Origin of the sequence: Rhizobium lentis (assembly GCF_017352135.1) — a bacterium.
Lineage (GTDB): Bacteria > Pseudomonadota > Alphaproteobacteria > Rhizobiales > Rhizobiaceae > Rhizobium > Rhizobium lentis.
Genome location: NZ_CP071455.1, coordinates 489,623 through 513,367, shown reverse-complemented (window position 1 = coordinate 513,367; position 23,745 = coordinate 489,623). Strand labels below are relative to the sequence as shown.

Annotated in this window: 26 protein-coding genes; 17 read left to right on the top strand and 9 right to left on the bottom strand. The window is 59.5% G+C overall.

Annotated features, from left to right (window positions below):
• Positions 1-18: 18 nt before the first annotated feature.
• Together J0663_RS24525 and J0663_RS24520 are read right to left on the bottom strand one after the other, a co-directional pair.
• A complete protein-coding gene (locus tag J0663_RS24525) occupies positions 19-1,092 on the bottom strand; it encodes a hypothetical protein (RefSeq protein ID WP_207244635.1) in 1,074 nt (357 codons plus the stop codon).
• 607 nt (positions 1,093-1,699) lie between these two features.
• Complete coding sequence (locus J0663_RS24520; protein ID WP_207244634.1) at positions 1,700-1,930, bottom strand: hypothetical protein; 231 nt, start codon at positions 1,928-1,930, stop codon at positions 1,700-1,702.
• A gap of 152 nt (positions 1,931-2,082) precedes the next feature.
• Between J0663_RS24520 and blh the strand changes: the two genes are divergently transcribed.
• The 12 genes from blh (at position 2,083) to scpC (ending at position 10,572) form a co-directional block, all read left to right on the top strand.
• A complete protein-coding gene (blh, locus tag J0663_RS24515) occupies positions 2,083-3,381 on the top strand; it encodes a bifunctional sulfur transferase/dioxygenase Blh (protein WP_207244633.1) in 1,299 nt (432 codons plus the stop codon).
• Complete coding sequence (gene bigR, locus J0663_RS24510; protein ID WP_207244632.1) at positions 3,372-3,719, top strand: sulfite-sensing transcriptional repressor BigR; 348 nt, start codon at positions 3,372-3,374, stop codon at positions 3,717-3,719. The genes blh and bigR overlap by 10 nt, the downstream gene beginning before the upstream one ends.
• Positions 3,716-4,126 carry a YeeE/YedE family protein gene (locus tag J0663_RS24505; RefSeq protein ID WP_207244631.1) on the top strand — a complete coding sequence of 137 codons (411 nt, stop codon included), beginning with the start codon at positions 3,716-3,718 and terminating at the stop codon, positions 4,124-4,126. The genes bigR and J0663_RS24505 overlap by 4 nt, the downstream gene beginning before the upstream one ends.
• Positions 4,123-4,554 (top strand): YeeE/YedE family protein, encoded by a 432-nt coding sequence (locus tag J0663_RS24500; RefSeq protein WP_207244630.1) that lies wholly within the window; start codon positions 4,123-4,125, stop codon positions 4,552-4,554. Before J0663_RS24505 ends, J0663_RS24500 begins: the two co-directional genes overlap by 4 nt.
• Before the next feature lie 47 nt (positions 4,555-4,601).
• Positions 4,602-4,925, top strand: coding sequence for a hypothetical protein (locus J0663_RS24495; RefSeq protein WP_375337018.1), 324 nt, complete (start codon positions 4,602-4,604; stop codon positions 4,923-4,925).
• Between the two features lie 98 nt (positions 4,926-5,023).
• Positions 5,024-5,458, top strand: coding sequence for an EF-hand domain-containing protein (locus J0663_RS24490; protein ID WP_207244629.1), 435 nt, complete (start codon positions 5,024-5,026; stop codon positions 5,456-5,458).
• A gap of 321 nt (positions 5,459-5,779) precedes the next feature.
• Complete coding sequence (locus J0663_RS24485; RefSeq protein ID WP_183706231.1) at positions 5,780-6,046, top strand: PepSY domain-containing protein; 267 nt, start codon at positions 5,780-5,782, stop codon at positions 6,044-6,046.
• A 2-nt stretch (positions 6,047-6,048) separates the two neighbouring features.
• Positions 6,049-6,618, top strand: coding sequence for a cytochrome b/b6 domain-containing protein (locus tag J0663_RS24480; protein ID WP_207244628.1), 570 nt, complete (start codon positions 6,049-6,051; stop codon positions 6,616-6,618).
• Positions 6,615-7,292: a response regulator gene (locus J0663_RS24475; protein ID WP_207244627.1), complete on the top strand. Its 678-nt coding sequence runs from the start codon at positions 6,615-6,617 to the stop codon at positions 7,290-7,292. The genes J0663_RS24480 and J0663_RS24475 overlap by 4 nt, the downstream gene beginning before the upstream one ends.
• A complete protein-coding gene (locus J0663_RS24470; protein WP_207244626.1) occupies positions 7,289-8,620 on the top strand; it encodes a sensor histidine kinase in 1,332 nt (443 codons plus the stop codon). The genes J0663_RS24475 and J0663_RS24470 overlap by 4 nt, the downstream gene beginning before the upstream one ends.
• 195 nt (positions 8,621-8,815) lie before the next feature.
• On the top strand, positions 8,816-9,037 hold the full coding sequence (locus tag J0663_RS24465; protein ID WP_207244625.1) for a hypothetical protein: 222 nt from the start codon (positions 8,816-8,818) through the stop codon (positions 9,035-9,037).
• Between the two features lie 44 nt (positions 9,038-9,081).
• Positions 9,082-10,572, top strand: a complete 1,491-nt coding sequence (gene scpC, locus J0663_RS24460) for a succinyl-CoA:acetate CoA-transferase ScpC (RefSeq protein WP_207244624.1) — start codon at positions 9,082-9,084, stop codon at positions 10,570-10,572.
• Between the two features lie 11 nt (positions 10,573-10,583).
• Here scpC and J0663_RS24455 read toward each other — a convergent pair whose 3' ends face one another.
• The 3 genes from J0663_RS24455 to adhP all read right to left on the bottom strand — a co-directional run bounded on the left by J0663_RS24455 (position 10,584) and on the right by adhP (position 13,851).
• Positions 10,584-11,558, bottom strand: coding sequence for an ABC transporter transmembrane domain-containing protein (locus tag J0663_RS24455; protein WP_207244623.1), 975 nt, complete (start codon positions 11,556-11,558; stop codon positions 10,584-10,586).
• A gap of 125 nt (positions 11,559-11,683) precedes the next feature.
• Positions 11,684-12,406 carry a CBS domain-containing protein gene (locus tag J0663_RS24450; RefSeq protein ID WP_207244622.1) on the bottom strand — a complete coding sequence of 241 codons (723 nt, stop codon included), beginning with the start codon at positions 12,404-12,406 and terminating at the stop codon, positions 11,684-11,686.
• A 371-nt stretch (positions 12,407-12,777) separates the two neighbouring features.
• The gene (gene adhP / locus J0663_RS24445; protein WP_207244621.1) at positions 12,778-13,851 is read right to left on the bottom strand and encodes an alcohol dehydrogenase AdhP; all 1,074 of its coding nucleotides are present in this window, start codon (positions 13,849-13,851) and stop codon (positions 12,778-12,780) included.
• Between the two features lie 216 nt (positions 13,852-14,067).
• Between adhP and J0663_RS24440 the strand changes: the two genes are divergently transcribed.
• Both J0663_RS24440 and J0663_RS24435 read left to right on the top strand, forming a co-directional pair.
• The gene (locus tag J0663_RS24440; protein ID WP_207244620.1) at positions 14,068-15,051 is read left to right on the top strand and encodes a zinc-dependent alcohol dehydrogenase family protein; all 984 of its coding nucleotides are present in this window, start codon (positions 14,068-14,070) and stop codon (positions 15,049-15,051) included.
• A gap of 116 nt (positions 15,052-15,167) precedes the next feature.
• A complete protein-coding gene (locus J0663_RS24435; RefSeq protein WP_207244619.1) occupies positions 15,168-17,087 on the top strand; it encodes a PAS domain S-box protein in 1,920 nt (639 codons plus the stop codon).
• 112 nt (positions 17,088-17,199) lie between these two features.
• Here the strand turns inward: J0663_RS24435 and J0663_RS24430 are convergent, their stop codons facing one another.
• Positions 17,200-17,814: a hypothetical protein gene (locus J0663_RS24430; protein WP_246590419.1), complete on the bottom strand. Its 615-nt coding sequence runs from the start codon at positions 17,812-17,814 to the stop codon at positions 17,200-17,202.
• 257 nt (positions 17,815-18,071) lie between these two features.
• Here J0663_RS24430 and J0663_RS24425 point away from each other — a divergent pair, with 257 nt between their 5' ends.
• Complete coding sequence (locus J0663_RS24425; protein ID WP_207244618.1) at positions 18,072-18,719, top strand: BON domain-containing protein; 648 nt, start codon at positions 18,072-18,074, stop codon at positions 18,717-18,719.
• Between the two features lie 45 nt (positions 18,720-18,764).
• On the opposite strand, the gene J0663_RS24420 is transcribed toward J0663_RS24425, so the two are convergent.
• Both J0663_RS24420 and ftsH read right to left on the bottom strand, forming a co-directional pair.
• Positions 18,765-18,950 carry a hypothetical protein gene (locus J0663_RS24420; protein ID WP_207244617.1) on the bottom strand — a complete coding sequence of 62 codons (186 nt, stop codon included), beginning with the start codon at positions 18,948-18,950 and terminating at the stop codon, positions 18,765-18,767.
• A gap of 142 nt (positions 18,951-19,092) precedes the next feature.
• Positions 19,093-20,940 carry an ATP-dependent zinc metalloprotease FtsH gene (ftsH, locus tag J0663_RS24415; protein ID WP_207244616.1) on the bottom strand — a complete coding sequence of 616 codons (1,848 nt, stop codon included), beginning with the start codon at positions 20,938-20,940 and terminating at the stop codon, positions 19,093-19,095.
• 197 nt (positions 20,941-21,137) lie between these two features.
• Between ftsH and J0663_RS24410 the strand changes: the two genes are divergently transcribed.
• Positions 21,138-21,569 (top strand): DUF3775 domain-containing protein, encoded by a 432-nt coding sequence (locus J0663_RS24410; RefSeq protein WP_207244615.1) that lies wholly within the window; start codon positions 21,138-21,140, stop codon positions 21,567-21,569.
• A 382-nt stretch (positions 21,570-21,951) separates the two neighbouring features.
• On the opposite strand, the gene J0663_RS24405 is transcribed toward J0663_RS24410, so the two are convergent.
• The gene (locus J0663_RS24405) at positions 21,952-22,704 is read right to left on the bottom strand and encodes a Crp/Fnr family transcriptional regulator (protein WP_207244614.1); all 753 of its coding nucleotides are present in this window, start codon (positions 22,702-22,704) and stop codon (positions 21,952-21,954) included.
• 543 nt (positions 22,705-23,247) lie between these two features.
• On the opposite strand from J0663_RS24405, the gene J0663_RS24400 reads away from it, so the two are divergent.
• The gene (locus J0663_RS24400; protein WP_246590418.1) at positions 23,248-23,706 is read left to right on the top strand and encodes a pyridoxamine 5'-phosphate oxidase family protein; all 459 of its coding nucleotides are present in this window, start codon (positions 23,248-23,250) and stop codon (positions 23,704-23,706) included.
• The last annotated feature ends 39 nt before the right edge of the window (positions 23,707-23,745 follow it).

Sequence of the window (23,745 nt, the reverse complement as noted above, 5' to 3'; positions counted from 1 at the left end):
GCGATTGCCGGATGCCATTTACCTCCAGCGGCATACCAGGCGACAGATTGTTTCGAGGAGTGACGCCTTAAACGGGACTTTAACACCATCTGCACGTAACTCCCGTAGTGTGGGTTGTCGAATAACGATTCCGTGACGTTCATTGTCGTCATCCCACGTCGCTTGACTGCGACCAGAAAATGCAATCCAAAACGGCGATGCCGCAACGGTTTCGTCGGTGCGCTTGTACAGATTTTTTTTGAAAGTCTTCTTATATCCCGTCTCGGCTGCAAGGTGATCCTCGCGAATCTTGATTAGTCGGTCACCTCCCTCGACGAATTTTGCTATTTTAACGACAATCCGATCGGCGTTGGTCCGGGCAAGATTGATTTGGCTCAAGTCAGCAAAACGTTCCCGTAGAGCAATAGACCGCAGACCGTCGTAATACATGAAACAACGCATCGTCGGCCCGGCGTACAGATCCTCTCGGCCGCCGGCCAGCCAAAAGGCGAGCAGCGAGTGTCCAACCATCGCCGCTTCTAAAAAATCCATGGGATCTTTCAGGTTGAAGAAGTCACCCATCATCCTACGCAATTCTCGATCAACAAAAAGGCAAAGCGAGCCCACGCCGCCACGACGGTCTGCATCTAGTTCCTCGAGAAAGCGGGACCCGCTAATGTTGGTCTCCACTTTTTCCTTGTGTCCATAAAGGCCATGAGAATACTCATGGGCGAGAGCAGTAACCACTGCAGCAACCACGAACGCCATCGGGTCATAATTACGTGCAGGAACCTCGTGCACACTGACAATTAGGTCGAAAAGCCGCTCTACCGAGGCCAGTGCTATTCGCGCGTAGTAGAACAGCTCGCCGTCCTTCTTATTCATACCCGCCGGCCCGTTTGGCTCTCCACTCGGGTCAAGGACGAACGGAAATTCAGCCTTAGCTTCTTCTTGAGACGAGGTCGAAACATATCGGGAGATTGTTGCCAAGATAGTCGCCGTCTGCCGGACAAGGCGGTCAGCTCTTACGACGTCTTGCGAAGTATGGCGCTGCGGATCGCTAAGATACGCTTCGGCGAGAGCGGCTGCGGCATCGTCGGTCAATTGAGGCATTGGTTCACCAGCGGAAAAGAAATTGAAGTTGCAGATCGATATCGCAAGGAAGCGAAAGAATTAGCTAAGAACAATTTTTGTGCGCGTTGATGCTCGTCGAAGTTCGCTTAGAGATGACAAGGTCCTCACGGCGACACATTCGCAGCATTGACCCCTCTTAAATATTGCCGCAGGCGCTTCACCGTCGCCACGAGGCCGACGTACAATCTTTCTAATCAGTGTCTGGGATTTTCGTCTCGCTGTGGACGACTGTCCGCCGAACGCCGATCCTGAACTTCGGCAGCGAGAACGGACATCCATGTCATTGCCGCCAGCGATTTGCCATCGGCCGCACTCCCGTTATTCCCCGCCTGGCTAGGCTCCTAAGATTCCTAGATAATGTGCCATAGTGAGGTAACAAGTTTTCGGGTCTTCGGTTCTGATCCCTTCAACTGCATTAACGGTCGTCGGTTGGACGCCGATTGGCAGTCAGAAAAATGGCGAGAGCGCTGTCACCGTCGTTCGTCGAAAATCATGTTCTAAATCGGACGTCTTCCCCGAGAAGCTGCAAGGCCCAGTTCCATTGGCAACGTTCCGTTCTTGGGCGTTGCCCAGGCTTCTCCAAATCTCACGACGACCGATAGACGTTGCCGCCATGCGCCGCCTCTTCTGATACCCCGGGGGAGCGCAGGACGGCATCGAGCTTGTCGCCAACCTTGGCTTCAAAAACGCCCCTGAGCGTTTTCAAAGCATAGTCAGTCCGGAAGCCAGCCGACGCAGGATCGGCAGCGGCGCTCAGCATCCCTCGGATGGCGTGCTGGAAAAGAACCCCGTCACGATAGCCGGCAGGACCAGCCACCGGCGATCCGCCGTGGCCGCCAGGACTGTTCCTTGAACTGGAAGCTTTCGCCTCGAGCGTCCGGCCACAAGGTATGCACAGAGTTGCATACCTGATCTTGTTTTATATCGTTATATATTATATTATAGTATATAATAAGCGCGGAGCCAGTCATGCCCATTACAGCAATATCCGAGAAGCTTTCCGTCTCGACGCAGCCGAGCATTGAGGACATCCAGTCGCTCCGCGACAAAGGATTCAAGACACTCATCAACAACCGACCGGACGACGAGGATCCTGCACAGCCTGGCACGCAAGCGGAAAGCCAGGAAGCGAAGCACTGCGGCCTGTCCTATGCGTTCATCCCGGTCACGGCCAGCACGATCACCGAGGCGGACGTGCGTGCGTTCCAGCGCGCGGTCGATGAATCCGACGGGCCTGTGCTCGGCCACTGCAAGACCGGCACTCGCTCGCTGAGCCTCTACTTGATCGGTGAGGTCCTTGACGGCCGCATGTCTGCCGATGAGGTCGTCGAGTTCGGAGGCAGCCGCGGCTACGACATCAGCGCTGCCGCACGCTGGCTTGAGAAGCAGGGCGCGCACCGTCCGCAGGTAAAGGGCTTTTTCGACAAGCGTACCTGGAGCGTTCAGTACGTGGTGTCGGATCCCGCGACCAGCAAGTGCGTCATCATCGACCCTGTGCTCGACTTCGACGAGAAGTCAGGGGCGACAGCGACCGTCAATGCCGACGCGATCCTCGACTACGTCCGCGACCAGGGGCTGACCGTCGAATGGATCCTAGACACCCATCCGCACGCCGACCACTTCTCGGCGGCGCAGTATCTGAAGGAGAAGACGGGGGCGAAAACCGCCATCGGCGAGCACGTCGTGGATGTCCAGAAGCTGTGGAAGGGCATTTACAACTGGCCAGAGCTCGCGAACGATGGTTCCCAATGGGACCGGCTGTTCGCCCATGGTGAGACCTTCAAGGTCGGCTACATCGACGCCAAGGTGCTGTACTCGCCGGGACACACCCTCGCCTCCGTCACCTATGTCGTCGGCGATGCGGCCTTCGTGCACGACACGCTCTTCATGCCCGACAGCGGGACCGCACGAGCAGACTTCCCCGGTGGTGACGCACGCGTCCTGTGGAAGTCGATACAGGACATCCTCGCGCTTCCGGATGAGACGCGGATCTTTACCGGCCACGACTACCAGCCAGGCGGGCGGGCTCCTCGCTGGGAAAGCAGCGTGGCTGATCAGAAGAAGTTCAACCCGCATCTTGCTGGCGTGACGGAAGAAGAATTCGTGGCGCTCAGGACGAAGCGCGACAAGACGCTGCCGATGCCGAAGCTCATCCTCCATGCCCTGCAGGTAAACATCCGCAGCGGGCGCCTGCCGGAGCCGGAAGCCAACGGCAAGCGCTACCTCAAGTTTCCGCTCGATGCATTACAGGGAGCAGCATGGGAATGACCGCCGATCTGAAGGCAATGATGAAGGCTGGGCTGTCTCCTGCGGAGCTTTCTCTCCGCGCGGGCGAGGTGGCGAACCTGTTGAAAACGCTGTCCCATCCGGCGCGTCTGATGATCGTCTGCACCCTGGTGGAAGACGAGTATTCGGTCGGGGAGCTTGAAGAGAAAGTCGACGTTCACCAGCCGCATCTGTCGCAGCACCTGACGGTACTGCGCGGCTCCGGCATCGTCGAAACGCGGCGGGAGGGGAAACAGATTTTCTACCGTCTGACGGAAGAAAAGGCCGCGCAACTGGTTGCCGCCCTCTATGACATCTTCTGTGCGAAGGAAGAAAAATGAGCGCCTATCTCCCATCTCTGCTCGGCGGCATGCTGATCGGCGCATCGGCCGTCATGCTTGTGCTCCTCAACGGCCGGATTGCCGGGATCAGCGGGATCGTCGGGCGTCTCGCGCAGGGGATCGGCTTGAGGACCAACCTTGCCTTTGTGCTCGGTCTGCTGCTAGGGCCGCTCGCCTATCTGCTCCTGTTCGGCGGCTGGCCGGTCGTGCAGATCACTGCCAGTTGGCCGCTGCTCATCGTGGCGGGGCTGCTTGTCGGCTTCGGCTCACGCATGGGCTCGGGCTGCACCAGCGGACACGGCGTGCTCGGGCTTGCCCGCCTTTCTATACGATCGATGGTGGCGGTCGCCACGTTCCTGACCGCCGGCGCGGTCGCCGTCGCAATTCTGCGAGGTGTTGGGTTATGAACAGGAACATCTGCCAATTCGTCGCGGCGCTTGCCTCGGGCGTTGTCTTCGGCTTCGGACTGTCCTTGTCCGGTATGCTGAACCCCGTCCGTATACAGGGCTTCCTCGACGTCTTCGGCGCCTGGGATCCGAGCCTCGCATTCGTTCTTGGCGGTGCAGTTGCGGTCGCGGCCATCGGCATGCAGGTGATGAAGCGGATGCGGCATCCAGCCTTTGACGACAGCTTCCATGTGCCGGCGAACCATCGGGTCGACGCGCCGCTGGTTATCGGCTCCGTCTTGTTCGGTCTTGGCTGGGGGATCGGCGGCCTCTGTCCAGGCCCGGCGATTGCATCTTTGTCAATGGGTCTTCCTCGGACAATCCTGTTTGTCGTGGCGATGCTGGGCGGGATGATGTTGTATGACAGAGTATGGAGCCGACGGGCGTGAGCTATCCTATCGTTTCGGCAGTCGGCTCCGGCGGCCTCGTCGGCTTCATGCTCGGCCTCCTGGGTGGAGGCGGATCTACCCTGCATGCGCAACCGTCGACCTACTCTGCGATGCCGATTCATGTCTCCGTGCTGGTGCTTGGCACGACACTGGCCGCCTTCGTCACTATCTCATTCCTGCTCTGCATGGTGCTCGGCTTCGTGGCTCCCGACTGGGGACTGCATCGGCCCTGGCTGCAGTTCTTTTCGGGCCTGACCGGCTTTGATCTTCGAAGCCTGGCCCTCGGGACGATTCAAAGCGTCATCTTCGGCGGCTACGCGGGAGGATTGATCGCTATAATCTTCAACTTCACCAGCCGACGTCTTGGCTGATTGGGCAATCTGCGGGGACTTGGGCGCAAGCTCATCTTAAATCGTGCTGCTCCATTCGGAAACAGGCGTGTAGACAGATTAAACCAAAGGGGAAGGACATGAGAAAGACAAGACTTCCAAACGCTGTGGCGCTCGCCGCGACGCTCGCCCTCGGCGCTGCGGGATTCGCGGTCGCACAGACTAATGGTGCGGATCCGCATCATTCCGAGGAATCATCGCAAGGCGCCTCACCCTCCGGAACGGAGGAGATGAACGGACAGGGCCAGGAGACCATGCCCGGTTCCGGCATGATGCCCGGCGGCATGATGGGGCGAGGTATGATGATGCAGCCCGGCATCATGGGCGGCATGCCGCCGATGGGTATGCGCGGACAGATGATGAAGATTATGTTCGCAATCGCCGACACGGACGGGGATGGTGCCCTGTCCTTCGAGGAGGTGACGGCCATCCACAAGCGGATTTTCGACAGCGTGGACGCCAACAGAGACGGCAAGGTCACGCCCGAGGAGATGCAGGCGTTCTGGCGGCAATAGGCAGAACCGGTAAACAATGGGTTCTCCAACAATTGGTGCCTCGTTACAGCGGCAGCAGTGCTGCTGGCGCTGCTTGCGATCGGCTCTGCTGCGAGCTCTCGCTGCGGATTGCACCCCCGCAATCGGATGCAGGTACGTCGGATGTGCCCCCAGCCGCAGCTTTATGTTGCCGATCCGATGGGCAGGAAATTACCGTTGCCCGCAGGCTGGCTGTCTCGGCCTGTCGCAAATTCGAATGGTGTCACGGACAGCAAACAGACAGGTTCAGGCCTTTATCCAGTCGCTGTCGCCTTCTGGAAGGCACCAGCAAAGGATTGAACCATGAAGTTGAAACTTATCTCCGCCCTTATGATCCTGGCCGCAACTCCCGCTCTGGCGATCGCCAGCCCAAGCTGCACCAAGGAGCCGAAGTCCAAGTGGATGCCCGAAAAAGCCATGAAGGAAAAGATCGACGCTCTGGGTTACAAGGTAAAAACCTTCGAGATCACCGGAAGCTGCTACGAGATCTACGGCAAGGACAAGGATGGAGACCGCGCCGAAGTTTATTTCAATCCGGTGTCCGGCGAAATCGTCCAGAAAGGCGACTGACCATGGCGCCCGTTGAGTTGCAGAAGCAGGAGGGCCTCCGGCCCTCCCAGGTTGCGAGCGCCACTGTCAAGGTCTGGGACCCGGTTGTCAGGCTGTTTCACTGGACGGTCGTTACGGCCTGCATCCTCAATCTTTTTGTGTTCGACGAAGGGAAATATTGGCACCGCTTGACTGGCTATGTCGTTGCCACGGCCGTCGTCGTGCGGATCATCTGGGGGTTCGTCGGAACCAGGCATGCGCGGTTCGGCGATTTTCTCCCGACACCCGGCAAGGTGAGGGCGCAGATCTTCGGTATGATCAATGGCAGCGAGCAACGCTATATCGGTCATAATCCGCTGGCATCCATCATGATGCTGGGCCTCATGGTACTTCTTGCCATGACCGCGGTCAGTGGCTGGATGACGACGCTTGATGCCTTCTGGGGCGACAAATGGCTCGAGGAGATGCACGGTGTCATCGCCAACAGCATCATGGTCCTGGCTTTCATCCATGCCGCGGCGGCATTGATCGAGAGCTGGAGACATCGGGAAAATCTCGTCTGGTCGATGGTGACAGGTCGAAAGAGAGCATGAGGATTCTTCTGATCGAAGACAGCCCCCGGCTTCGCGAGCTTCTTTGCGAAGCCATCCGCGAGGCCGGCTGGCGCATGGATGCCTTTGCTACTGCAAATGAAGGCCGTCTCGCGCTTGATGGAACAAGCTACGATCTCCTTCTTCTTGACCTTGGCCTGCCTGACGAAGATGGCCTTGACGTGTTGAAGTCTTTGCGTCTCGCGAAGCGGCAGATTCCGGTGCTCGTGCTGACGGCACGCGGGGCTGTCGACGAGCGGATCGCCGGGCTGGATGCCGGGGCCGACGACTACTTGATCAAACCCTTCAATAATGGCGAGCTGATCGCGCGGATTCGCGCACTGATGCGGCGCTCGCCCGTGACAGCCATGCCGACACTGGAATTCGCCGACGTCAGGTTTGAGACGGCATCTCGCCAGGTCACCTGCCACGGCATTGAAATGGCGCTCGCCCCATCGGAAAAGTCGCTGCTCGAACTGCTGATGCGCAATGGCGGGAACGTGGTTTCCAAGCGCAAGATGGAACACGCCTTCTCCCAGTTCGGCGACGAGCGCAGCAGCAATGCCGTTGAGCTGGCAGTCTCCCGGCTCCGGCGGAAACTCGAGGGACATCCCGCCAATGCCGTCATCGAAACAGTAAGAGGCGTCGGTTACATGCTGCGCGAGGAACGGGGTTGATTCGATCGGCTCCCACCTTGACGGCCATTCTGACGCGAAGGATCGCCTTCTTCGCCATGGTCGCGATGCTGGTCCAGCTCGCCGTCGTCTTCTCCGACTATTATTGGAACGTCGGGGAACTCTCCCGCCTATATGTCGAGCAGGAAACAGAGCGACTTGCCTCGGGCGTAGGTGGCAGGGACGGAGCCGTTACCTACAGGCTGCCGGCAGCTGTAGGCCGGCGTTATGCCCATCCGCAGACAGGCTATGTCGCCCGCATTCGCGACGGACGCGGCCACCTTATCTTCGAATCCTGCGACGATGCCTGCGAAAGCCGTTTCCTGCCCGCGGAGGTCAATCCTCCGGATTTTTGGCTTCGCACCATCAAGCCAGGGAAACCGCTTACGCTTGTCGGAGGTCGAGGTTTCCAGATCGGCGAGCAGCGGATTCTGGTTGATGTCGCCACCGTGGGCGATCCTGAGAATCTCGCCTCCGGCGTCTTTTGGAACGAGATCCTCGAGCACATGATCGTGCCGATGAGCATCTTGCTCGGACTTGTTCTCGGGGCAACCTTAATATCGGTTCGCCGTGCTCTGAAGCCTGTGAAGGCAGCGGCCGATGCTGCCGAACTTATCGATCCGATGGATTCCGGATCTCATTTGCCCTTCGAGGGAATGCCGCGAGAAATTGCCCATCTCGCGGTGGCCGTTAACCGGGCGTTCCAACGGATTGGCGAGCTGATGTTGTCGCAAAGGATACTGACATCGGGCATCGCCCATGAAGTGCGCACACCGCTTGCGGCCATCAAACTCGAACTCGGCCGTATTGACCATCCGAGGGCGCGGAAAGCCGAGGCTGATCTCGACGACCTCGTGCATTTTGTGAGCCAGCTGACGGCGCTCGCGCGGCTGGACACGTTCGATCACAGCACGTTCGAAGAGGTCGATCTCGTCGTCCTATGTACAGGCGTGGCAGAGCAGCTTGCACCTTGGGTTTACGAAAACAAGCATTCGCTAGAGGTGTTCGCTCATGTTGAGGCGGCAGTTGTCAGAGCCGCACCAGCCCTATTGAAAGACGCCCTTCGCAATCTGATCGAGAATGCGGTTCGTCATACGCCGGATTCAACGAAGATCATTGTCAGGGTGGGAGAATACGGTATCCAGGTCGAAGATCGACAGGACGCCCAACCCGGCAGTCTCGTCCATCAAACCCGGAATGCGGAAGGCCTCGGGATAGGGCTTAAAATCGTTGAGCGGATCGCGGAGCTTCATAAGGGATCATTGAGGCGTACCAAATCTCGGCACGGCAACATGTTCGAACTCTTGTTGCTGCCAGGCGAACCGAAATAGGGCTGAACTGTTCGCGCCATCGCTTCTCCCGATCCAGCCTGACCGCCTCCGCTGATCAAGCAAGACATCAGAGCTGCTATTGCGCCAGGTCAATGCGCATTTCTGACCAGGTGTCAGAATGGTAATATTACAGCCCAATTCTTTCCTTCGGGAATACACCCATGAGACGGCACTTCTTCCTTCCGCTCCTCACCTATGCCGATGCTGAAAGACGAGACAGGCGAATACCTGATCGAAAACCTGCCGAAGAATGGCGTGATGGCCGAGGCGATCCAAGTACGTGCCCGCGGCGGGCTCGGCGTAAAGGGGCTGCAGAACGAAGCTTTCGAAGTCGGGCGGACGCTCTCGTTAAGGGCGGCTTCGGCCATTCGCGCTTGCGAGAACTTATGCTCGGCGGTGCCACACAGGCTGTGCTGAACAGCGTCAGGCTGCCAGTGCTTTTATCGAATTAGGCGGTTGAGATGTTCAGGGACCGGCTCCGGAACACTCGGCTTTGGGATCGTATCGTCGATGCCGCAGAGGCCGCGCGGCTGATCACCGACGGCATGACCGTCGGCATGAGCGGATTCACCAGAGCCGGCGAGGCCAAGGCCGTGCCTCTGGCGCTGGCGGAACGGGCAAGACGTGATCCGCTGAAGATCACACTGATGACCGGCGCCTCGCTCGGCCACAATCTCGACAGCACGCTCACCGAGGCTCATGTCATCGGGCGCCGCATGCCGTTCCAATCCGATCCCGTCTTGCGCCGGGCGATCAATGCCGGCGATGTGATGTTCGTCGACCAGCATCTGTCGGAGACGGTGGAATTCCTGCGCAGCGGCCAGCTTGCACCGGTGGATGTGGCCGTCGTCGAGGCGACCGCGATTACCGAGGGCGGCGGCATCGTGCCGACAACCTCCGTCGGCAATTCGGCAAGTTTCGCCGTCCTCGCAACGAAGGTGATCGTCGAGATAAACCTGTCGCAGCCGGAAGCACTGGAAGGTCTCCACGATATCTATATCCCGGCCGCGCGACCGAGCCGGGAGGCGATCCCCATCGTTGCGCCCGACAGCCGCATCGGCGTGCCCTTCATTCCGATCCCGCCGGAAAAGATCGCCGCGATCGTCGTCACCCAGAGCAGCGACAGCGATTCAGCGGTGGAGGCATCGGATGCCGAAACCGATGCTATCGCCTGGCATCTCACGGAATTCCTGTTGCATGAGGTGCGGCGCGGCCGCCTGACGGAGAAATTGCTGCCGCTCCAGGCGGGCATTGGAACGATCGCCAACGCAGTGCTCCAGAGCTTCACGGAGACACCGTTCCACGATCTGACCATGTATTCAGAGGTGCTGCAGGATTCGACGTTCGATCTGATGGATGCCGGCAAGCTTGGCTTCGCTTCAGGGTCGTCGATGACGCTGTCAACGCAGAAACACCGGCGTGTGCTCTCGGAAATCGAACATTACAAGCGGCGGCTGATCTTGCGCCCGCAGGAGATCAGCAATCATCCCGAAGTCATCCGCCGGCTGGGCATCATCGCCATCAACACCGCGCTGGAATTCGACATTTACGGCAACGTCAACTCGACCCATGTCGGCGGCACCCAAATGATGAACGGCATCGGCGGCTCCGGCGATTTCGCCCGCAACGCCCACATGTCGATCTTCGTCACGAAGTCGCTTGCCAAGAACGGAACAATCTCGCGCGTCGTTCCGATGGTCAGCCATGTCGACCATACCGAGCACGACGTCGATATTCTGGTGACGGAAATCGGCCTCGCCGATCTTCGCGGCCTTGCCCCGCGGGAGCGGGCGGAGGTGATCGTCGCCAACTGCGTGCATCCGATCTATCGTGAAACGCTGGCAGATTATTATCGGCGCGCGCTGCTGCGCGGCGGCCACACGCCTCATCTCCTGGAGGAGGCGCTCAGCTGGCACGATGCCTTGCGCCGGACAGGAAAGATGCTGCCGTAGTGCCGCCCGTTTCACGCCTCCATGGCGTCAGCCGCTGCCGTGTCCTCGACCATCTCGTCCTCTTGCAATCTTGCAGCGTCACTTGCATCGCGGATCATGGCATATTTGACCTGCGTCACCTTCAGGTCGCGGTACCAGTCGATGAGTTCTCCCCACGGATCTCTGATCTTGGAGAGGCCGGAGATGAAGGCGACGACGGTGCCGATTTCGGTCTTGCCGGTGACGACATAATAGCCGCCGAGCGCGAAGATGCCGGCATAGCCCAGCTGTGTCATCAGGTTCATCATGAAGTTCATGGTGAACTTGATCCGGAAGACGCTCATGTTCAACGCAAAGAGCCTCTCGATCCGATCGCCCTGAGCATCGAGCGCATCATTGGTGGCGACGTGCTGGACCATGCTCTGGCTGACATGGCGCATAACGGTGATCTTGGTTTCGACCCTGCGGTTGATCGCCGCTTGCATCAGTGGCACGAAACCGATCTGCGGCAGGAAGACGACGGCGACGGCCAGCGCCATAAGGGGCTGCAGGAAGATCATATAACCGCCAACTGCGACAAGAATGCCGGCCTGCAGCAGCGGCTCCGAGATGCTGGTGCCGACAAAACCGCCGACCGGTTCGGCCTCGGCGATGATGATCGAGAGCTGCACGCCTTCGGCAAGCGCATCGAAGGGAGCCTCCCCCGATCGCTCCGAGGCAGCCAGCGCCGACTTGCGCAGCCAGCGCACCGCGATCTCACCGATCCAGCCACGATAGATGTTGAGCATCAGTTTGGTCAGCCCTTCCAGCAGGACGAGGCCGAGATAGGCAAGGACGAGAAACAGGATGGTCTGGTAGGCGCCGCCGTCTGTGGCCGCATTGATGATGCGCCTCTGGACTTCCAGCGGCGCGGTGCCGGCGAGGAAGAGAACGATGGAAAGGGCCGCGATCGCGATCTGGTGATGGCGACCGACGAGAAACACGAAACCGAACAGGCTTTTCGGCATTTTACGTCATGGCCTCGTATTTGTGCTTTACAATGGCCGGCGCCGCTGCGAGCGACGGGAACGGGCTTCCACCTTTTGGAGCGCTCCTGCCGGCTGGCCATTCCATGATTTGCCTCCCTGACGTTTCAAGCCTGTCTCGCCTCGGCATCCGGCGGCGGCAGTGCGATGCCGTAATAGGGATCGACCCAGACGAGCAGGTCCCTGACCGACGTCACGCCTGCAACGTTCTCGACCGCGACCCTTGCGGCCAGGCGCTCGCGTTCGTCGAAGATCGTTCCGGTCAGTTCGGCGACGCCACCGGCGACGTGGCAATGGATGAAGCCGTTACGGCTCCAGCTCTGTTTTGCAAGTTCCGCTTCGATTGCTGCCTGGATCTGAGCGTCCCCGGCCGAAAGCGCCGCCGCCGGTAGCGCCCGAGACAAGGCCCGCAAGAGATCGGAGCGCGAGATGATACCGACGAGCCTGCCGTTCTCCACCACGGGCAGACGCTTGATATCCTGGTGTTCCATCAATCTGACGGCGTCGGAAATGGAGGCGGTCGGCGCGATCGTGCTGACCTCCGCGGTCATCACCTCCTCGATCCGCCGCCCATGGGTTCGGACATATTCGGCGGCGATCTTTCCGGAGCCCGTCAGCCATTCGAGCAGCCACGACCGCTTACGTTCGGTGTTCAATTCGCTGCGGCGCAGGAAGTCCCCTTCGCTGACGACGCCGACCAGCGCTCCGTTGGCATCGACGACCGGCAGACCGCTGATCCTGTTGTCGAGCATCAGCTTGGCGGCTTCGGCGACGGAACAGGATGTCGTCGTAGTGATCGCCGGCGATGTCATGATGTCTTGAACGAGCATTTTCGACTCCTGATGTTTCGCATCCTCTCGGCAAAACGTGACGCGCGAGAACCTTGAACAGACCGGCATTTTGCCGGCGTAATCGATGGCTGGGTGCCGGCCTTTGCAGCAGGCAAGCAACACTTTGGGCTAGTGGGAACAAGGTAGTGGCGATGAAGCCGGGACGCTTTGACCAACGTCAACAATGGAAGGAACTCGAAACGCAGCCGGATCGTTTTGAATTCCTTTTCGGCCCAGCGCTTCGCTCTCAGCCCCAGCCGGGGGGCGCCTTGCTCCACGTACCGGATCGGCCGGGACGAGGCGCTCTGGTTTTCGAAGCGAAGGTGTCTCCGCCGCTCCTCCCGGCGCGGCGGAGAGGCGCAGCGCGCCAGCTATGCTGCGGACTGGTCCCGCGCTGCGAAGATGCTCGCCTCTCCTGCGATATCGAGCACCGTGCGGCCCTCGATCGTTCCCGCTTTGAGATCGGCAAATATATCGTTGATGTTGTCGAGCGGCGCCTTGGAGATTTCGGCGCGAACCTTGCCATCGATGGCGAAAGCCAGCGCTTCGTCGAGGTCGCGGCGCGTGCCGACGATCGAGCCGCGTACGGTGATGCGTTTCAGGACGACGTCGAAGATCGGTGTCGGGAAGTTGCCCGGCGGCAGGCCGACGAGGCTGACGGTGCCCTTGCGACGCACCATGCCGAGCGCCTGCGAGAAAGCGGGCGGCGAGACGGCGGTGACGAGAACGCCATGCGCACCGCCGCCAGTTGCCTTCAGTACCTTTTCGACGGTGTCTTCGGCGCGGGCATTGAGCGCGAGATCGGCCCCGACCTGGCGGGCAAGGTCAAGCTTGGCGGCAGCGACATCGAGAGCGACCACCTTGAGACCCATCGCTTTGGCATATTGGATCGCAACATGGCCGAGGCCGCCGACGCCCGATATCGCCACCCATTCGCCGGGCCGCGCTTCGGTTTCCTTCAGCCCCTTATAGGTCGTGACACCGGCGCAGAGGATTGGCGCGATCTCGGCAAAGTCGACGTCTGCGGGAAGGCGGGCGGCGAAAGCGGCCGAGGCAATGACATATTCGGCAAAGCCGCCATTGCAGCTGTAGCCGGTATTGTGCTGGTGTTCGCAGAGGGTTTCCCAACCGGCTTCGCAATATTCGCAGCGCAGGCAGGCATCGTGCAGCCAGGCGACGCCGACGGCATCGCCTTCCTTGAATTCGGTGACGCCGGGACCGAGAGCAGCAACGACCCCGGCCGCTTCGTGACCGGGAATGAAGGGCGGCAGCGGCGTGACCGGCCAATCGCCCTCGGCGGCGTGCAGGTCGGTATGGCATACTCCACAGGCAACGACCTTCACCAGGATTTCACCTGGACCCGGAACAGGCACCGGCACGCATTCGATTGCGAGCGGCTTGCCGAACTCCCGAACCACTGCCGCCTTCATCATCTTGCTCGTCATGATCTTCGTCCCTTCACGATGGTGTCCGGCGCGGATAATGCAGGTGATGCACGCCGCGCACGTTGATCCATCGCAAAGAGCAGTTCCGTTGACCGGATCGCGCTTGAATTTTACGGCATCGACGCCGATGCCCATGCAGGTGCAGTCTTGGCTTCATCCCGCCGGTAGAAGAGGGTAACCTGCCGCATCTGCAGGAGGCGTTCGGAGGAAGGCCTGATGAAAGCAATGGTTCTCGAAGCGGTCGGATCTCCTCTGCGTCCGGTCGATCGGCCCGATCCCGTCCCGCTAAGCGGGCAACTGATGTTGAGAGTGGAAGCTTGCGCCGTTTGCAGGACCGATCTTCAAGTTTGTGACGGCGATCTTTCCGAGCCGAAACTTCCGCTCATTCCCGGCCATGAGATCGTCGGCCGCGTCGAGGCGGTGGGAGAGGGGGTGCCGTCATCGCGGGTCGGACAGAGGGTCGGCGTTCCCTGGCTTGGTCATACTTGCGGCTGCTGCTCCTTTTGCCGGAACAAAGCGGAAAACCTTTGCGATCAGCCGCAATTCACCGGCTATACGCGTGATGGCGGTTTTGCCATGCATGTCGTTGCCGATGCTGATTACGCCTTTGTGCTGGATCCGCAGGCCGATCCGGTAGCGCTTGCGCCGTTGCTGTGTGCCGGTCTCATAGGGTGGCGTTCACTGAAGAAGGCCGGCGACGGCTCCAGGATCGGGTTATACGGTTTCGGTGCGGCGGCCCACATCATCGCGCAGGTCTGCCGTTGGCAAGGGCGCGAAATCTATGCTTTTTCACGTCCGGGCGACGAGGCGGCGCAGCTTTTCGCGCTCGACCTCGGCGCCGCGTGGGCGGGAGGCTCGGATGAAAGTCCGCCAGTCCTGCTCGACGCGGCGATCATCTTCGCTCCTGTCGGCGAGCTCGTGCCGGCTGCTTTGAGGGCAGTGCGGAAAGGGGGCAGGGTCGTCTGCGGTGGCATCCATATGAGCGATCTTCCCGCGATGCCCTATGCCCTCATTTGGGGCGAGCGAAGCATCGTTTCGGTCGCTAATCTCACGCGCGCCGACGCGGAGGAACTCTTTCCGGTCGCTCGCAAGGCCGGGGTCAGGACTCATACGACTGTCTATTCGCTCGTCGATGCCAACAGAGCGCTTGCGGATCTCCGGCTTGGCCGGGTGACCGGGGCCGCCGTTCTGACGCCTTGAGCGACACCCGACGCCGTCTCGCAAAATACGGCACGATGGTGCATTCTTGATGGCGGCGAATGTCGGATGATCTTACGATCGAGGCCGCGCCATCTTTCTTTTGGTGAAGAAGTGCCATGAACGGCGACATTACGAACAGTTCCACTATCGAAACCCAGCTCGTCGAACTCGCCCGCCTGCTCGATGGAGCCAATCTCATCATTCACGGTTTCGATGGCGTCATCAGCCGGTGGACCGGCGGCTGCGAAGCACTTTACGGCTGGTCGCGGGAAGAGGCTCTCGGCAAGGTCGTACATGAGCTTCTGGCAACGCATTTTCCCCGGCCGGTGGAAGAAATCCGGGAGGCAGTGCGGAGGGAAGGCGCCTGGGAAGGCGAGGTGCTGCATCGTCACAAGGACGGGCGCACCCTCTTCATCGCCACTCGCTGGATTGGTATCGATCCATCTTCTTCCAAGGGTGTGATCGTCCAGACCAACAATGATGTGACCGAGATGAAGAGGGTGCAGGACGACCTAGCGGGGCGTGAGGCGCATTTGCGTTCCATCCTCGACACCGTTCCCGAGGCGATGATCGTCATCGACAACACTGGCACCATCTCCTCTTTCAGCGCCGCAGCTGAGCGGCTTTTCGGCTATTCCTCCAAGGAAGTCTTTGGCCGGAACGTCAAGATGTTGATGCCGCAGCCTGATCGCGACGCGCATGATGGTTATCTCTCTCGTTACATGGCGACCGGCGACCGGCGCATCATCGGCTATGGCCGGGTGGTGACCGGGCAGCGCAAGGACGGCTCCGTCTTTCCCATGGAATTGGCTGTCGGCGAGGCCATTGTTAATGGCAAGCAGATATTCACCGGTTTCATCCGTGATCTGACGAGCCGTCAGAGGATCGATGAGGAACTGCGCCAATCGCAGAAGATGGAAGCGATCGGCCAGCTGACCGGAGGGCTGGCGCACGACTTCAACAATCTTCTGACAGTCATCAGCGGCAATCTTGAAATGATTGAGGATAAGTTGACGGACGAAAAACTGCGACCGCTCTTGCGAGAGGCGCAGGAGGCAACTGATGATGGTGCAAAGCTCACGGCTCAGTTGCTGGCCTTTGGCCGTCGGCAGCCGCTGAACCCGAAGCTCGTCGATGTCGCCCAACTGGTTTCAGGCTTTTCCGAGCTGCTGCGGCGCACTGTAGGCGAGGCGATCGAGTTCCGTACCATCATCACGGGCGTAGACAACAAAGCGCTTGTCGACAGCTCGCAACTACAAAACGCGCTTTTGAACCTCGTGCTCAATGGCAGGGACGCCATGCCCCGCGGCGGGCAGATTTCGATTGAAATCTCGCGTGTCAAGCTCGATATCGACTATGCCAAGATGTATCCCGAGGTGCGCACGGGCGATTACGTGCTGATCTCGGTCACCGACACCGGCGGCGGCATGACGGCCGAGGTCAAGCAGCGGGCCTTCGAACCCTTCTTCACCACCAAGGGCGTCGGCGCCGGGACCGGGCTAGGCCTTTCCATGGTCTATGGCTTCGCGAAGCAATCGGGCGGTTTTATCCAGCTTTACAGCGAGATCGACCGAGGTACGAGTGTGCGCGTTTTCCTTCCAGCCGCGCACATGGCGGCCGCGAATGCCGGCGAGGGGGGAGCGGAAGCGCGCCTTCAACCGAGCATTCCGCGCGGCGTCGAAAAAATCCTCGTCGTCGAGGACGATCCGCGCGTACGCCGCGTCGCTGTCTCGCGTCTGGTAGCCGCGGGTTATACGGTCGTCGAGGCTGCGAATGGTGGGGAAGCACTGGAGCGGCTGGAGGAACATGACGATATCGCCTTGCTCTTCACTGATATCGTCATGCCACGCGGCATGACTGGCGATGAGCTCGCCAACGAAGTGAGGACGCGGAACCCCGGGATGAAGATCTTATTCACGTCGGGGTACGCGGAGCCGACAATCGCAGGCCGGGAACTGGCTCTTTCCGGGAGCTGGCTGAAGAAGCCTTACACCGCCCGTGAGCTGGCGATCCGGCTTCGAGAACTCCTCGATTGACATTGCCTGTCGCCGGCGTCGCTATTGAAACTTCTTCGGCTCTAAACGTCGGCTGTAGTGTGGGAAACCCTGGCAAAGCTGATCGCGCGAAGGGACGTGCCGGATTGGGCAATCATGCTGCGACCACTTTCACGTCGGCTGCCGCCAATCGCCGATAGAAGCGGCGTTTGAGGGCGATAGACCACCAATCATAAAGGAAGATTTCAAGCGGACGCCAGTTCGCAACCCAGCCGAATATAAGCAGGCTTTCGCTCAGCACTTTTCCAAGGGTGTCCGATCCCATCGCATTGATGATGAGTTGACTGAAAACGATGCTCAACGCCAAAGCCGGAATGCCCACGATCAGTTCACGTCGCCCCTCGCGCAGTTCGCGGCGGCTTTGAGCAGCGCGATCGCCGAAGTTGTGTCGAATTGCCTCGCATATCGCTGCGGCGGATTCGGCTGCGGATTCCTGAACGGGCAGCTGAACGACGATCTCCAGCCGAGCGCTTCTCGGTGCTTCCTGAGCCCATTCGACGATGAAGCGCTCCGCGTCTGGATCGAGATCCCGCTCACGAAAGGGCGTAGGGTCGAGGGAGTTGAATAGGCGAGCTGCGCAATCGACCTTCAAGACGATCGTGTAGCTCTCATCTTCCATCTGCCGAACAATCTCTCGTTGCCGCCTCTGTTCGATCCCAACCTCTATCGGCTGTTTTCGGTGGGCCGCAGGCTTAATCTCGGTATTCACACGCGTGACTTCATGAATCTATCGGAGTTTTGACGGCGCCATTCCATGAGATTGGTCAATCAGGCGCCGGTTCACGAGGAAAATTCGTGTTGAATCGCAATCTCGCTATCCGACACGACAGCAGCCGCGAATGCCATTTGCTATAGGCCAATCGCGATCACACCGCTCTTTGATCGACCGCAATGCAGACCTGCCGGGATCGGAACAGACTAGTGCCGAGGGTCCACCTCTATCATCTTCAAAAGCGGAGAGATCAGATGCACGACAGCACCATACAACAGGACGTCTTAGACGAATTGGAATTCGAGCCAAGCATCGATGCTGCCAATATCGGCGTCGCGGTTGAAAATGGCATCGTCACCCTGTCAGGCCACGTCGGAAGTTATGCGGAAAAGGCAGCCGCCGAAGCAGCGGCACGACGCGTCAGAGGTGTACGGGCGATCGCCGAGGAAATCGAGGTCCGCTATCCCGAACGGAAGAAGCACGCTGATGATGAAATTGCAGCAAGAGCAGTGAAAATCATCAGCTGGGACACAGCACTTCCAGATGCCGCCATCGGCGTGACCGTCCAGCGTGGTTGCGTTACCCTGACCGGCGAAGTGCCGTGGCACTTCCAACGCGTCGCGGCGGAAAATGCAGTCCGCAAACTGGGTGGGGTTCTTGCGATCGCAAATCATTTAACCATCCGGCCGACCGCAAGCGCCGCGGACGTCCGGGAGCGTATCGAGAACGCATTGCGTCGCAATGCCGAGATCGAGGCTTCCGGCATTCGCGCCGATGTAGCCGGCGGCAATGTCACCTTGAGGGGCGATGTTCATTCTTGGAACGAGCGTCGCGCTGCCGAGCGTGCTGCATGGTCCGTGCCGGGCGTGACAATGGTCGATAATCGCATCGCAGTGAGCTGATTCACGGCCGGTGGCGAGGGGCAGCCTCGCCACCTCCTCAAACAATCAATTCTGCTTCGCGACAAAGACTGAGGCGAGCGTGCACAGGCTGAGCAGGTCGGGGAGTCTTATTCGGTATCCGGCTTTGGCCATCACGCGCAACCAGATTGTCGCCGCACAGCGATAGGTGGCTGCCTGGACGATGAGCGCCGCGGCAAGGCAGCCGAGATCAGTTGATTTCTGCGTGTCCATGAAGAGACAGATATCGCCGAAGCGAAGTATGGCTCCCCAGGATCAGGATACCGATTACCCACCTCGATAGGGTTGAAGTGTGCGACGTGGCGGATTGCTTGTGTGCTTCCGCGAAATCCGGATGGTCGCCCATCTTCAATGCCTACTGGGCTGCAAATGGCAGATCTTCGGCCCCCAGGGCGACATTCCCGCTGCTCACTCGCCGCAGTGGCTCGAAGTCTGCCGGAGTGATTGTCTCGTGTTTGAGCAGTAGCTTGGCGCCGGCGTGCAGATCAGCCGTCCGCGCCGTTAATAGTGCCTTGGCCTGCTCGTAAGCCTCGTCGAGCATGGCGCGGATGGCGATGTCAACTTCTCGCGCCGTTGCCTCGGAATAGTCTTTCTGCCGCAGGTCCGGTTGCCCGTCGCCCAGCCATTGCAGGCGCTGTGGCTCCAAGACCGCCTGGCCGACCGGACTCATGCCGAAGCGAGTCACACATCCCCGCGCCACATCGGTGGCCTTGGCAAGATCGTCGGCAGCTCCCGTCGACACCTCGCCGAAGATGACGGCCTCCGCAGCCCGGCCTGCCAACAGGGCGATCATCCGCTCCTTCAACTCGCCGAGGGTGATCAGAAAGCGATCCTCCGTCGGCCGCTGCAGCGTATAGCCCAAGGCCCCGATGGAACGCGGAATAATCGAAACTTTCTGCACCGGATCGGTCCTCGTCAGGGCAGCTGCCGCCAGTGCGTGTCCCATTTCGTGATAGGCGACCCGCTCGCGCTCCCGCGGATTGAGCAGACGGCTGCGGCGTTCGGAGCCGGCGACGATGCGCTCCACCGCCTGGGTGAAATCGTCCATATTGACGGTGGTGCCGTTGCGACGCGTCGCGAAGATCGCGGCCTCGTTGACGAGATTGGCAAGGTCGGCCCCTGTGAACCCCGGCGTCAGGCCCGCTATGTCGTCGACCTTCACGTCAGGCGCCATGGTCACCTTCTTCGCGTGGACGGCAAGAATGGCGGCACGACCTTTCCGGTCCGGCCGGTCGATGACCACCTGACGATCGAAACGGCCGGCACGCAGCAGCGCCGCGTCCAGAATCTCAGGTCGGTTGGTGGCGGCCAGGAGCACGATTCCCACCCTGGGGTCGAAGCCGTCGAGTTCGGAAAGAAGCTGGTTGAGCGTCTGTTCCTTCTCGTCACTGCCGCCGAACCCTCCGAGCGGGCTTCGAGCGCGGCCGAGCGCATCGAGCTCGTCGATGAAAATGATGCATGGCGCGGCTTCGCGCGCCTGCTCGAAAAGATCGCGGACGCGCGCCGCCCCTACGCCTACGAACATTTCGACGAATTCGGAACCGGAGATCGAGAAGAAGGGAACGTTCGCCTCGCCGGCGACGGCACGGGCAAGCAGCGTCTTCCCCGTCCCCGGGGGGCCGACGAGCAGGATCCCTTTGGGGATCCGGGCGCCAAGCCGACCGTATTTATCCTTTTCCTTCAGGAAGGACACGATCTCCTGCAATTCCGCCTTGGCCTCGTCGGCACCGGCGACATCATCGAAGGTGACGCCGGTCTTGCGTTCGAGGTAGACCTTGGCGCGGGATTTGCCGATATTGATCAGACCCCCCATGCCCTGCCGCTCTGCAAAGCCGCGGAAGAGGAAAACCCAGACGCCGAGGAACAGCAGCGTCGGGAGCATCCAGGAAAGGATCGTCGTCACCCAATTGCTGTCCGTGCCTCCCACGACCTGTACGCCAGCCCTCTCGAAGGTCCCGGCGATGGCAGGATCGACGCGGTTGCTGATGAACAGCGTCTTGCCGTTCTGCGGCTGCTTGAATACGCCCTGGATCTTCGTTTCAGTGAGCGTTACCGACTGAACCTTTCCATCGGCGACCATCCGCATCAGATCGCTGTAGCCGACCTCAATAATATCCCTCGACGCGAGCCAGAGTTGAAAAAGTCCGACCAACACCATCGCAACGAAGAAGTATCCAAGGTTGAAGCCGTGTTTGCGTTCCATCGGTCGCTCCCCGCATCCGCGTTCTTCCTCAGTTTTCTCACACAGCTTGGCGAGGCCATCATTGACGCTGATCAACTTGCGACGCGCTGCAATGGGAAACCTATCGCGATCGGTCGAGGTCAAAATTGATCCAACGCAACGCGGCCGAACCTGGAGCTGATAGCCTCTCATGCTGAGACGTGATGTGAGGAAGGGACATGCGAAATGGTGCGAGCGATGATTGGAAGCCTGGCATATCTCCGGAGAAGGTGCGCTATCTTATTCTGAAGGGCCGTGAATTCAACGCCAAGGATGTGCTCACGGAGCCCGATCCCGGCTCCAATCCGATGGATGACAATATGATCGAAATTCTGGAGGAGCATCCGGATGATGTCGTCGAAAAGGAACTGGCAAGCGCAATCTGGGCCCTCAATGAAGACGAGCAGATCGATCTAGTCGCACTTGCCTGGCTCGGTCGCGGCGATGGCGATACCAGCGATTGGGACGACCTGCGCCATCAGGCTGCCGAGGCGCATAACAATCGAACGGTTGCTTATCTTCTCGGCCTGCCGCTGCTGCCGGACTACCTCGAAGACGCGCTCGATCAGTTCGGAGAGAGCTCGGCTGCCGCAATGGAAGGCAAGTTGTAAAACAGCGCTTCAAACGGGAGAGACTGGCAAAGCATAGCAGTGGCCGCCGGCGAGGGTCGTCGGCTCAACCACAAGCGCAGCGATGGTTCACGACCTTTCAGAGTTGTCAGTTTTTTTCCGTTCCGCCTGTTCCAACTGCGCTTGCTCTCGGTCGATCATACGACTTAGTTTTGCGCGCTCTGCAGGATCTCGCGCCTGATCGAGCATGTCCTGAAATCGCCTGATGTTCTGCTGGACGACATAGGGGTCCATCGTCGTAGACCTGTTTCCGGGCAGCGGGAACGCCCATTCTAGCGCCGCGCCCGCCCAGATCAATAGCTCGTTTTAGCTATGGTCAACTTCAACGATGTATGTCCGTTGTCACATTATTTCCGCCGCTGGTTCAGTGGTGCGACCGCCTCGCATAACTGGCAAATTCCACCGTGTTGTCCACATATTCGTCGTCATTGCCTGCCAGTAGCACTAGGGCGGAGCGCTTCACGATTCTGACTGAATGACGACCGGCGGGGGCGACGACGCCCTTGTTCGCTAGCTTCGTCATCGTCCGCGAAACCGTCTCAATGGTCAGGCCAAGATAATCCGCAATATCGAGCCGGGTCATTGGCAGTTCGATGATGTTGTCGGACTGGCGACCGTCAATATCGCGAAGGAGTTCCTTCAATAGAAAGCTGCAAACGCGCTCCTCGGCATTCTTGCGGGAGAGGAGCACCATCTGATCCTGGGCGGCGGCCATCTCGTCGCAGAGATGAGCAAAGACCTCGGGCCGCAGGCCGGGTGATTTGTCGACCTCTGTCTCGAAAGTCCTGCGTGAGATGCGACGGACCTTGATATCGGTGACGGCTTCGGCGCTGTAGAGATAGTGGCTCTTTAGCGATACGCCGATGATGTCGCCGTCATGCAGGAAACCGGTGATGACGCGGCGGCCATCGGAGATGATCTTGAAAATTCGCAGGCTGCCCTCGACAACCTCGAAGAGATGACCGGCGGCATCCCCTTCGAAGAACAGCGATTGGCCCGCCGCTATGCGTTCGACGGGCAGTTTCTGGAAAAGCGCCTGAAGGCCGGTCGGCGCGGAGGCGGGAAAGGTCGCGCTCGTGACGCCTTCTGCGTAGTTAAAATTGGCAACCTGAGGCATGTCCATCCCTCCGTGCTGTAGATCACGATCTGACCAGCCGCCGGTGACACGCCGATGCCGCGCGGGTTAAAGATGGTGCGAATTTGTAACAGTTTGTAACAGCCAACGGCTTGTCGAGCACACGGGTTTGGCGAGAGAGCCGAGCAACCCTATCTATCCTGCCCGTTCGTAATTGATCTGCGCAGCTTTAAATTCTGCTGGGCGGGGACGGACGCTACAGTAAAGTTTTCAAACCGCATGCCCTCCCGCTGCAAATGAGGAGCAAATATCTGACGAACTATAGATGTCTGGCGGCCGCAGAACATTGCGACAGATCAAACGCTCCCGGCAGTGAGAGTTGACCTTGCACTAACGAAGACTCTTGCTCGTGCGCGCTCGAAACTCCTGCGTTGGCAAACTGTCGCGGCGCTTCCCTCTCCCAAACGAGATCTAATTGAACGCCCCTGGCTCGTTGTTCCTGAAATCTGTGGCCAATTGAGCTATCGCAAGGTCCTGTGACGAGCAGTGTGGCATTGCTTCAATACTCGGCTGGAGGAGACGACGATGAGCGTGACGATTAAGGAAATGAACACAGACGATTGCTTCGATATGCTTCGCCATGCGAAAACGGGAATACTGGCATGTAGCCATGAGAACAAACCTTACCTCGTTCCGATCTCCTTTGCCTGCGAGGAACGAAAGATCTATGCCTTCTCGCTCGAGGGAAAGAAAATCGACTGGATGCGCGCAAATCCCCATGTTTGCGTGCTGGTCCACGAACATACATCCCGTGGCTCATGGCGTTCCGTGATTGCCTCCGGACGCTTCGAAGAATTTCCAGATAAGGATGGCTTTGCCAGTGAACGTCAGCACGCCTGGAGTGTTCTGCAGAAGGAGAGCGGGTGGTGGGAGCCTGGCGCGCTCACCCCTGAAGATGGGACGGCGGCAAAGCCACACGAGCCGATTTTCTTTGGAATTTGGGTTGAAGAGATTTCGGGCAGGCACGGTGTCGAGGCGATTTGAGATGAATCGGACGAGGTCTCATGAGAGCTTTGGCTCTTC

Coding starts and splice junctions, on each gene's coding strand:
- J0663_RS24525 (WP_207244635.1), bottom strand. CDS start 1,092: ATGCCTCAATTGACCGACGATGCCGCAGCCGCTCTCGCCGAAGCGTAT.
- blh (WP_207244633.1), top strand. CDS start 2,083: ATGCCCATTACAGCAATATCCGAGAAGCTTTCCGTCTCGACGCAGCCG.
- bigR (WP_207244632.1), top strand. CDS start 3,372: ATGGGAATGACCGCCGATCTGAAGGCAATGATGAAGGCTGGGCTGTCT.
- J0663_RS24505 (WP_207244631.1), top strand. CDS start 3,716: ATGAGCGCCTATCTCCCATCTCTGCTCGGCGGCATGCTGATCGGCGCA.
- J0663_RS24500 (WP_207244630.1), top strand. CDS start 4,123: ATGAACAGGAACATCTGCCAATTCGTCGCGGCGCTTGCCTCGGGCGTT.
- J0663_RS24495 (WP_375337018.1), top strand. CDS start 4,602: ATGCTCGGCCTCCTGGGTGGAGGCGGATCTACCCTGCATGCGCAACCG.
- J0663_RS24490 (WP_207244629.1), top strand. CDS start 5,024: ATGAGAAAGACAAGACTTCCAAACGCTGTGGCGCTCGCCGCGACGCTC.
- J0663_RS24485 (WP_183706231.1), top strand. CDS start 5,780: ATGAAGTTGAAACTTATCTCCGCCCTTATGATCCTGGCCGCAACTCCC.
- J0663_RS24480 (WP_207244628.1), top strand. CDS start 6,049: ATGGCGCCCGTTGAGTTGCAGAAGCAGGAGGGCCTCCGGCCCTCCCAG.
- J0663_RS24475 (WP_207244627.1), top strand. CDS start 6,615: ATGAGGATTCTTCTGATCGAAGACAGCCCCCGGCTTCGCGAGCTTCTT.
- J0663_RS24465 (WP_207244625.1), top strand. CDS start 8,816: ATGCCGATGCTGAAAGACGAGACAGGCGAATACCTGATCGAAAACCTG.
- scpC (WP_207244624.1), top strand. CDS start 9,082: ATGTTCAGGGACCGGCTCCGGAACACTCGGCTTTGGGATCGTATCGTC.
- J0663_RS24455 (WP_207244623.1), bottom strand. CDS start 11,558: ATGCCGAAAAGCCTGTTCGGTTTCGTGTTTCTCGTCGGTCGCCATCAC.
- J0663_RS24450 (WP_207244622.1), bottom strand. CDS start 12,406: ATGCTCGTTCAAGACATCATGACATCGCCGGCGATCACTACGACGACA.
- adhP (WP_207244621.1), bottom strand. CDS start 13,851: ATGACGAGCAAGATGATGAAGGCGGCAGTGGTTCGGGAGTTCGGCAAG.
- J0663_RS24440 (WP_207244620.1), top strand. CDS start 14,068: ATGAAAGCAATGGTTCTCGAAGCGGTCGGATCTCCTCTGCGTCCGGTC.
- J0663_RS24435 (WP_207244619.1), top strand. CDS start 15,168: ATGAACGGCGACATTACGAACAGTTCCACTATCGAAACCCAGCTCGTC.
- J0663_RS24425 (WP_207244618.1), top strand. CDS start 18,072: ATGCACGACAGCACCATACAACAGGACGTCTTAGACGAATTGGAATTC.
- J0663_RS24420 (WP_207244617.1), bottom strand. CDS start 18,950: ATGGACACGCAGAAATCAACTGATCTCGGCTGCCTTGCCGCGGCGCTC.
- ftsH (WP_207244616.1), bottom strand. CDS start 20,940: ATGGAACGCAAACACGGCTTCAACCTTGGATACTTCTTCGTTGCGATG.
- J0663_RS24410 (WP_207244615.1), top strand. CDS start 21,138: ATGCGAAATGGTGCGAGCGATGATTGGAAGCCTGGCATATCTCCGGAG.
- J0663_RS24405 (WP_207244614.1), bottom strand. CDS start 22,704: ATGCCTCAGGTTGCCAATTTTAACTACGCAGAAGGCGTCACGAGCGCG.
- J0663_RS24400 (WP_246590418.1), top strand. CDS start 23,248: ATGAGCGTGACGATTAAGGAAATGAACACAGACGATTGCTTCGATATG.